The 7,821-nt window shown below is 36.8% G+C and carries 12 protein-coding genes; all 12 read left to right on the top strand.

Features of this window, described 5'->3' with window-relative positions; translation table 11 throughout:
- Positions 1-4 precede the first annotated feature (4 nt).
- Entirely contained in the window at positions 5-112 is a 108-nt protein-coding gene (locus BMY75_RS18865) for an IS3 family transposase (RefSeq protein ID WP_431602524.1), read from the top strand.
- A 1,059-nt stretch (positions 113-1,171) separates the two neighbouring features.
- Positions 1,172-1,336, top strand: a complete 165-nt coding sequence (locus BMY75_RS18175; RefSeq protein WP_170844348.1) for a hypothetical protein — start codon at positions 1,172-1,174, stop codon at positions 1,334-1,336.
- Between the two features lie 220 nt (positions 1,337-1,556).
- Positions 1,557-1,943: a ribosomal maturation YjgA family protein gene (locus tag BMY75_RS17215; RefSeq protein WP_074836413.1), complete on the top strand. Its 387-nt coding sequence runs from the start codon at positions 1,557-1,559 to the stop codon at positions 1,941-1,943.
- Positions 1,944-1,992: 49 nt separating this feature from the next.
- A complete protein-coding gene (locus BMY75_RS17210; RefSeq protein ID WP_242940281.1) occupies positions 1,993-2,541 on the top strand; it encodes a hypothetical protein in 549 nt (182 codons plus the stop codon).
- A gap of 253 nt (positions 2,542-2,794) precedes the next feature.
- The gene (locus BMY75_RS18595; RefSeq protein ID WP_242940280.1) at positions 2,795-3,562 is read left to right on the top strand and encodes a hypothetical protein; all 768 of its coding nucleotides are present in this window, start codon (positions 2,795-2,797) and stop codon (positions 3,560-3,562) included.
- 61 nt (positions 3,563-3,623) lie between these two features.
- A complete protein-coding gene (locus BMY75_RS18590; protein ID WP_242940279.1) occupies positions 3,624-4,166 on the top strand; it encodes a hypothetical protein in 543 nt (180 codons plus the stop codon).
- Positions 4,167-4,404: 238 nt separating this feature from the next.
- Complete coding sequence (locus BMY75_RS17195; RefSeq protein ID WP_074836411.1) at positions 4,405-4,746, top strand: hypothetical protein; 342 nt, start codon at positions 4,405-4,407, stop codon at positions 4,744-4,746.
- A gap of 86 nt (positions 4,747-4,832) precedes the next feature.
- Complete coding sequence (locus tag BMY75_RS17190; RefSeq protein ID WP_074836408.1) at positions 4,833-5,309, top strand: hypothetical protein; 477 nt, start codon at positions 4,833-4,835, stop codon at positions 5,307-5,309.
- A gap of 457 nt (positions 5,310-5,766) precedes the next feature.
- Positions 5,767-6,666, top strand: a complete 900-nt coding sequence (locus BMY75_RS17180; RefSeq protein WP_074836405.1) for a hypothetical protein — start codon at positions 5,767-5,769, stop codon at positions 6,664-6,666.
- A gap of 201 nt (positions 6,667-6,867) precedes the next feature.
- Positions 6,868-7,143, top strand: a complete 276-nt coding sequence (locus tag BMY75_RS18310) for a hypothetical protein (protein ID WP_074836403.1) — start codon at positions 6,868-6,870, stop codon at positions 7,141-7,143.
- A gap of 7 nt (positions 7,144-7,150) precedes the next feature.
- Positions 7,151-7,423, top strand: coding sequence for a hypothetical protein (locus BMY75_RS17170; RefSeq protein ID WP_139199910.1), 273 nt, complete (start codon positions 7,151-7,153; stop codon positions 7,421-7,423).
- A 106-nt stretch (positions 7,424-7,529) separates the two neighbouring features.
- Positions 7,530-7,821: transposase (locus tag BMY75_RS17165; RefSeq protein ID WP_139199908.1), on the top strand; the 292-nt coding region annotated here is incomplete at its 3' end.

Genomic DNA, 7,821 nt, shown 5'->3' with positions numbered 1-7,821 from the left:
CAGTCTGATCGCAGCGATTGAAGAATACATCAGATACTACAACACTGGTCGGTATCAAATCAAACTGAACAGCATGACACCGATGGAGTTTCACCAGGCGTATGCTGCGTGACCGGGCGCCGCGGCATTTCACTTTCTTCGTTCGTCGCTACGCTCCTCACTACGAAAGTGAAATGCCAATTACTGCTAACAAATAGCAGCCTGCACATATTGCACAGACTGCTTTTGGTCACAACATAGAATATTTTTGTTTTTTGCGCTGTCTACTTGACAGGGGACGGGTCAGACTGAAGAGCACTTTTGGTTAAGCTTTTCGCGAAAAGCTTGCGGGGAGTTTGAGGGGCGGAGTCCCTCAATCACCAAGGCATAAAACCAAAATGCAAAACGAACTATAAGAGTAAACCAAACTCCCGCCGACCAAAAAGGCGCGGCAATAATCATCAACAAGAGCGTGGACAAAACAAACGTCCACGCTCTTTCTGCGTCCGTAAATTATTGCCGCGCCCGCCGTCAAACAGCGAAGCGTTTTTGACGGCTCGACCCGAACGTAGAGAGGGGCGACCTACCCCGCAGTCCGTTCATATATATTAATCACCCGTCCACAAATGATATCATAAAAATCGTTTTTTTGAAACTTGGTAAAAAAATATTGTTTTTCGATAAAAAACTATTGACAAACAGTTCTAAACGTGATATAATGGTGTCACGTTAAAAAATGCATGCAAATTTCTAAGATGGAGTGATGATATGATGAAAAATTATTCGCTGGAGATCATTGATGGTCTGATATGTTCTGTGATTTGTAATATCACTATATTTCTGGGTGCCGCGATCTCATTAACAGCTATGTATATTTGCTGTGCTCTTTTTGGCATATATTTCCTTTGGAGAGTGCTCTGTTATAACTCAATAAAGCCTTTTCTGGTCTTTTTGGTTTCGGGTGCATTGTTTACCGTAATAGGGTTTGTGCTCTCGCTTTTTATACCGGTATTCTATTTTCTGTTTACCATTTTTCATCCCCATTGCGGAGAGCCAAATGCTGGCGACGGATTAGGCGTGCTTATCAGTTTATATTTCCATGCTGATGTATGTATAGCAATTTCAATAATCGGAGCTATCAAGATCATGATCAAGAACAGGATAGCAAGTAAAAAACAGATGGAGTGATGATATGGAGAAAAAATCCAATAAGACGCTCATGTACGTTTATGTCATTTATGTTCTCGCTGTTTGCTGCTTTGCGGTTTACTATTCGTGCTTTCGTATCGACCGCGAGCAAGTGAGCGAGGAGTTTTTCCTTGACCTTACCGACGATGTGAAGATTGTAAGCTATTAAGATGATAGCTTTCTTATTGCGATAACCTGTGAGCTTGTCGTTGAAGTCGATGACGCCGAAAAATTTCTGCAAAACAACATAAAGTGTGGTATCGAAAAAGGAATCCCCGGAAGCGGCGATGATTACCAATACAGCGACGGCAAACGGATATACATAAGGATAGAACCGTATGACGGAAAATACCGCGTACATTTAAAACACATGGAATAAGGAGAAAATTATGAAACAGTCAACCAAACGTAAACTTGTAAATACAGCGGTCTTCGCTGCACTTCTCATCACCGAGATACTGATAGGAAAGTACGCCCACGGCTTCGTCCGCGCATATATCGGAGATGTCCTCGTTATGCCCGCAATGTACTTCTTCGTGCGCATATTCACCGAAAAATTCCCCTGCACCCTGCCGCTGATACTCTTCATCTTCGCCTGCGCAGTCGAAGTATCGCAGTATTTTGAACTCTACAAGATCCTCGGCTTCGCACCACGCAGTCTGCCCGCAATTCTCATGGGCACAGGTTTTTCGTGGGAAGATATCTTTGCCTACGCCGCAGGAAGCATGCTCAACGCCGCCGCAGCGGTTTGTATGAAACCTACCCATAAAGACTGACAATGCGACTATGACCCAATAGGTTTATAGATAGAATAGGAGATAACTTATGTTACGTTCAAAAAGACATATTTTTAAGAAAATTATACATTTAGAATTAGTGTTGTTATGTCTGGTTTTAATCGGAAGCATCATTGATTTCTTTGGATATACGGAGCATAGTGAAAAGCTAAGTGAAAAGCTTCATGAAAAAACAACCTTTACCGATCAGGAGAAAAATATCCTTTGGTCAGAACTGGGCTTGGATTACATTGACCTCGATATAAGCAAAGCATATTATACATACTATGACAGAGAAAATAATAGAAATGAAAAACTGTATGTTGTTTCAGAAGGATTCGACAGCGTTGACGCAGAAATCAAATATTTAAAACAGTTCAATGGAAATGAAAATGTTCGTCGAGGACAGGAAGATTACAAAATATACGATATAACATATAATACCGACAGAGATCATAGCAATCTATGGATAGAATGTACCACTTACGAGGAGAACGGAAATTACTACCTGAAATTTTATAAAAATGAATCCGAACATAGTGGAATTGATAATATTTTAAATGAGATGTTTGGCATTGATGATTCAGGCAAACAGTAAACCAAATCCAAGCTGTACCAAAATGTACAAACCGGTGTGATCATAGAACAGGAGATAACTTATGATATATACAAATAGACAACGTTTGAAGAAAATTATTCGTTCAGTATTAGTAGTGATCTTGTGTTTATATTTTGCATATCTTGGTTTAATTTTTTTTGGTATAGTTAGATATGCGTATCGTAGTACAAAGCTTCATGAAAAAACATCTTTTACCGATCAGGAAACAAAGATCCTTTGGTCAGAACTGGGCTTGGATTACATCGATCTTGATATAAGCAAAGCATATTATAATATATATAGTCATAGACTATTTGTTGTTTCAGAAGGATTTGACAACATTGATGCGGAGATCGAATATTTAAAACAGTTCAATGAAGATGTCCATATAGGTGATATGGTCAAGAATGAAAATAAAACAGATGATGATAAAAGAAATAATATTCAAGAAATATTGGGTATAAGATATAATACCGATATAGATAATGAGAATAAATCTATAGTTTGTATCACCTACGAAGAAAACGGAAAATACTACCTGAGATTTTATAAAAGTGGTGCTGCAATGATTGAAGCTGATGAGGATTTTACATATATAAAGAGCCGTATCAAGACTTATGAAAAAACAACCTTTACCGATCAGGAGAAAAAGAACCTTTGGTCTGAACTGGGCTTGGAATACATTGACCTTGATATAAGCAAAGCAAATTATAGAAGCTCTCAAAATAGAGTTGAAAAATTGTTTGTTATTTCAGAAGGATTTGACAGCATTGACGCGGAACTCGAATATTTGAAACAGTTCAAAGGAAATGAAAATGTTTGTCAAGGACAGGAAAATCATAAAATATACAATATATCATATAATACTTTCATAGATCATAGCAATCTGTTGATAGAATGTACCACTTACAAAGAGAACGGAAAATACTACCTGAAATTTATTAAAAATGAAGCTGAACACAGTGGAAATAATACTATTTTATATGAGATGTTTGGCATTGATGATTCAGGCAAACAGTAAACCAAATCCAAGCTGTACCAAAATGTACAAACCGGTGTGATCATAGAACAGGAGACAACTTATGATATATACAAATAGACAACGGTTGAAGAAAATTATTCGTTCAGTATTAGCAGTGATCTTGTTTTTATATCTTGGCTTTATGGCTTATGGCATAATTATCCATACAGTGTGTGGTAGGAAGCTTCATGAAAAAACAACCTTTACCGATCAGGAGAAAAATATCCTTTGGTCAGAACTGGGCTTGGATTACATTGATCTGGATATAAGCAAAGCATATTACTCATATTATAACAGAGATCATAAAAGAGTTGTAGAACTGATTGTTGTTTCAGAAGGATTTGACAGCATTGACGAGGAAATCGAATATTTAAAACAGTTCAAAGGGAATGAAAATGTCCATCAAGGACAGGAAAACTACAATATATACGGTATAGCATATAATACCGACAAAAATCATAGTAATCGATTGATAGAATGTACTACTTACAGAGAAGAGAAAGGAAAATACTACCTGGAATTTTGTAAAAATGAATCCGAACATAATGGAATTGATAATGTTTTTGATGAGGTGTTTGGTTCTGATGATGCAGGCGAAGAGTAAACCAAATCTATGCTGTACCAAAACATACGAACCAGTGTCATTATAGAACAGGAGATAACTTATGTTACGATTAATAAAACAGCATTATAAGAAAATGATTGCTTTAGTATTATCTTTTCTGATTTTTCTTGGCGTTTTTGTCTATAGAGTTAATTAATATTTTAAACCTATAATAGAGCTTCACGAAAAAACAACGTTCACTGCTCAGGAAACAAATATCCTGTGGTCAGAGTTAGGTTTGGAATATATTGATCTGGATATAAGCAAAGCATATTTTAACCGTAACAATCGTTTATATGTTGTTTCAGAAGGATTTGACAGCATTGAAGCGGAAATCGAATATTTAAAACAATTTGAAGGAAATGAAAATGTCCATAAAGACGATACCTTCGATATAAATACTGCAACTGGTCATAATGACAAGACAATTTATGAAATATACGATATAAAATGTGTTGATAAAGGTTATTTTACTGATTGTTACACTTACGAAGAAAACGGAAAATACTACTTGGAATTCTATGTTCGAGAAGCCAGAGGTCGTGATTTATATGAGATGTTTGGATTTAATGATGAATAATAATGCTTTATATTGCATTTGGCAACCAAGGAATTAAATACTTACACGGCGTATATTTGTAATGGGGAAACAAGGAGATGTATTATTTGAAGAAGACTACAAAGAATGTAAAATTGACGAGAATGGTTATAATGCTGGTCCTATTGATTAGTGCATTTGGCATAGCATGGTTCTATTATCAGACAAATTTAAAATACTACCGAATTAATGATTTATCAAACGATTCAAGCGAAAAAATTTTACGAATAATCGGAATAGATAATTCAAACGGAGAAAAAGCAGTAGCCATCGAAACCAGAATGCACTCCGGTGATGGGTATAATCTCATTGAAATGAGAATTGACGATATCGATTCGTTTGTTGAAAATAATGATGTAATAGAAACTGTAATAAAAGTTAATTGTAATATATGGGATAGAAACTCAAGGTGTTATCCTAAGGATTGCAATTATTGCGCATTGATTATTGATAATAATAAATACTACATTGCAGTTAAAAATCATAGACCTGAACATGGAACAGAACTAATGGATTATTTTTTTGAACTATATAATAATTTGTGATCAGCCAGCGTAATGAGTAAATCCCAAATTCTGTGTAAACACTACTATCGTTTGAGGAAAGTTCGCGAACAAAATGTATGGAACCGGCACCGTCTATTGTGCCATTGGCTGTTCCTCGCCCTAAAGGGAGAACTGTTACTGCGATGGATTTTCGAAATCAAGGAGGAGTTAAATGTTACACCTATAATGATAACGGAAAATACTATCTTGTATTTTTTTAAGGTGAAGTATGGCGTTACAAGAATGAATATAATTTATATGAAATGTTTGGCATTGATGATTCAGGCAAACAGTAAACCAAACCAAATCCAAGCGGTACAAAAATATACCGCCGCATTCAGTCGTATACAAACAGGGTTCAATTCCGTTTCGCGAGATTATCACACAATACACATATTCCGAACATATTTAAATGGTAATATCTTTCAGATATTATTTTTGAAAGGAATAATCACAAATGAATAAAATCACAAGAATATCAGCCCTCGTATTTGCGCTCTGTTTAAGTGCGGCTGTAATGACAGGCTGCGGTGACAGCAATAACGATATAAAGGCGGGCAATGAGACCTCAAAGGCTTCTCCCGCAGAAGATAAGGAAGAAAAAGAGCTTGATGAGGCTCTTGATAAACTTGAACAGGAAACAGCCGAGGAGCTTGAACAGGAAAAGCAGGCGGCAGAATCAGCCGTAGCAGAATCCGAATCAGAACCCGTTGTTGAAGAGATAAAGTATGAAGCGACCGAGGAGATCAAAAATGCACCTCTGAATTCAGGATATATCCAGATAGGTGATACAGTATTCAGAAGCGGCGGTTATATGACAGCTGCTGAGCTCGTTGAAGTGTGTAAAGACAAGTTCGATACTTCTGAAATACACCTGGATGAATATCTGCCAAGTAGTTGTGAATGGTATAAAGTAAGATCAGTAGAGGATCCCAGAATAGAAGTAAGCGTACAGCTGGTAAAGCGCAGAGAAGATGCCAATGAAAAAATCAAGATACCGGATACGATCGTTTCAAAGGTCGAAATGAAATTCTTTGACGGCAAGCAGTATTGTCTCACCAGTGGCATCGGAGCAGATGCTCTCGCTTATCTTGAGAACGTAGTTTTCTTCCCTATGGGTATCGGAATAATGGATTATGATGATATAAAAGCTTTTACAGAATCGCAGGGAATTGAAAAAACCGACAGTCTTGTAGCTGAAGCTAACGAGTACATCGAATCTGATGACGGAATAAGTATTACCGTAGAAGGTGAAGAGAATTTAGAGGGCAATTATCCAACAATAATGTATAGATTTAAATTTGATCCTAAAACCTTGAAAGGCACTGATCTCCGCTATTTCCTTATAGATCTGTAATATTAAAAGGCACTCCTGCGGGTGCCTTTTTCATTTCAGCAGTAATATCGGACAGCATTGGCGGAAAAAACTTACGAGATCATACCACCGTATACGGTCGTATAATTTCGTATACCGCGGTATATCTGTTGACAACCTGTGAACATTGTGGTATAATCTGCTTGGATAAAAATGATCATCACCGCCAAAGGAATGAATATTATGCGCAGATATTATGCGAGATTTTGTGCTTACTACGACAGCTTAAAAACAGAAACCGCTTGGCTTAAACTGTTTGTACCATACTTTTTATGGTGGACGTTCTATCTTGTGGTACTTTTTCCTATCATCAAGCATATCATTCAAGTCCTCATAAAGCACAAGGAATACAGCGGAAACAATATCGTTTACGCCATAGCCGTATCATTGTTTTTCAGTGTTGTTTTGTCGGGTATAAAAAGCTATGGCAATCGTAAAAAGAAAAAACCAGAACAATAACTCTGACGTGAAAGGAAAGATCATCATGCGCGGTTACTTCAAAAAACTGAATACAGAGACCAACTGGTTCAAACTGTTTGTCACGATATTTATAATAATGACAGTCATACTGCTGATACTTTTGTCTGCCATCGGGTATATCCATGATGTCATTATCATGAATAAAGCCTTTTCGGGAATAAATGTCGGCTTTGCTGTCTATGTACCACTGATTTTCAGTGCGATTAGTGCAGGCGTTGTATGTTCTTCAAATCTCAAAAAGGAAAAAGAAGAACAATAAGTTAACAAATTAGATCCACTCTATGTCCCTGAGCATTTTGATATAATCCCCTTAGAGTAGACACACAAAAAAACAAAAATCGTGTAAAACTCTAGGGGGTTATTTTATGTCACGAAGAAAACTGACAGATGAAGAAAGAATTCAAGCAGTGCAAGAATATCTTTCAGGAAAAGGAAGCTATGCATCAATAGCCAAGAAATATGGGGTTACAAAAGAAACGTTTAGACAAATGGTAGTTTTCGCAAAAACAGATGGAATAGAATCGGTCAGGATCAGCCATACAAACAAACGGTATTCTGCGAAAACTAAGTTGAAAGCAGTAACTGAATATCTTGACTGTAAAGGAAGTCAAGTAGAGATATGCCGAAAGTATCATATTTCATCCACAAGTGTTTTCA

The sequence above is a fragment of the Hominimerdicola alba genome (assembly GCF_900109655.1).
GTDB lineage: Bacteria > Bacillota > Clostridia > Oscillospirales > Ruminococcaceae > Hominimerdicola > Hominimerdicola alba_B.
Note: the sequence above shows the minus strand (reverse complement) of the source record. Positions and strands in the feature narration are given on the sequence as shown.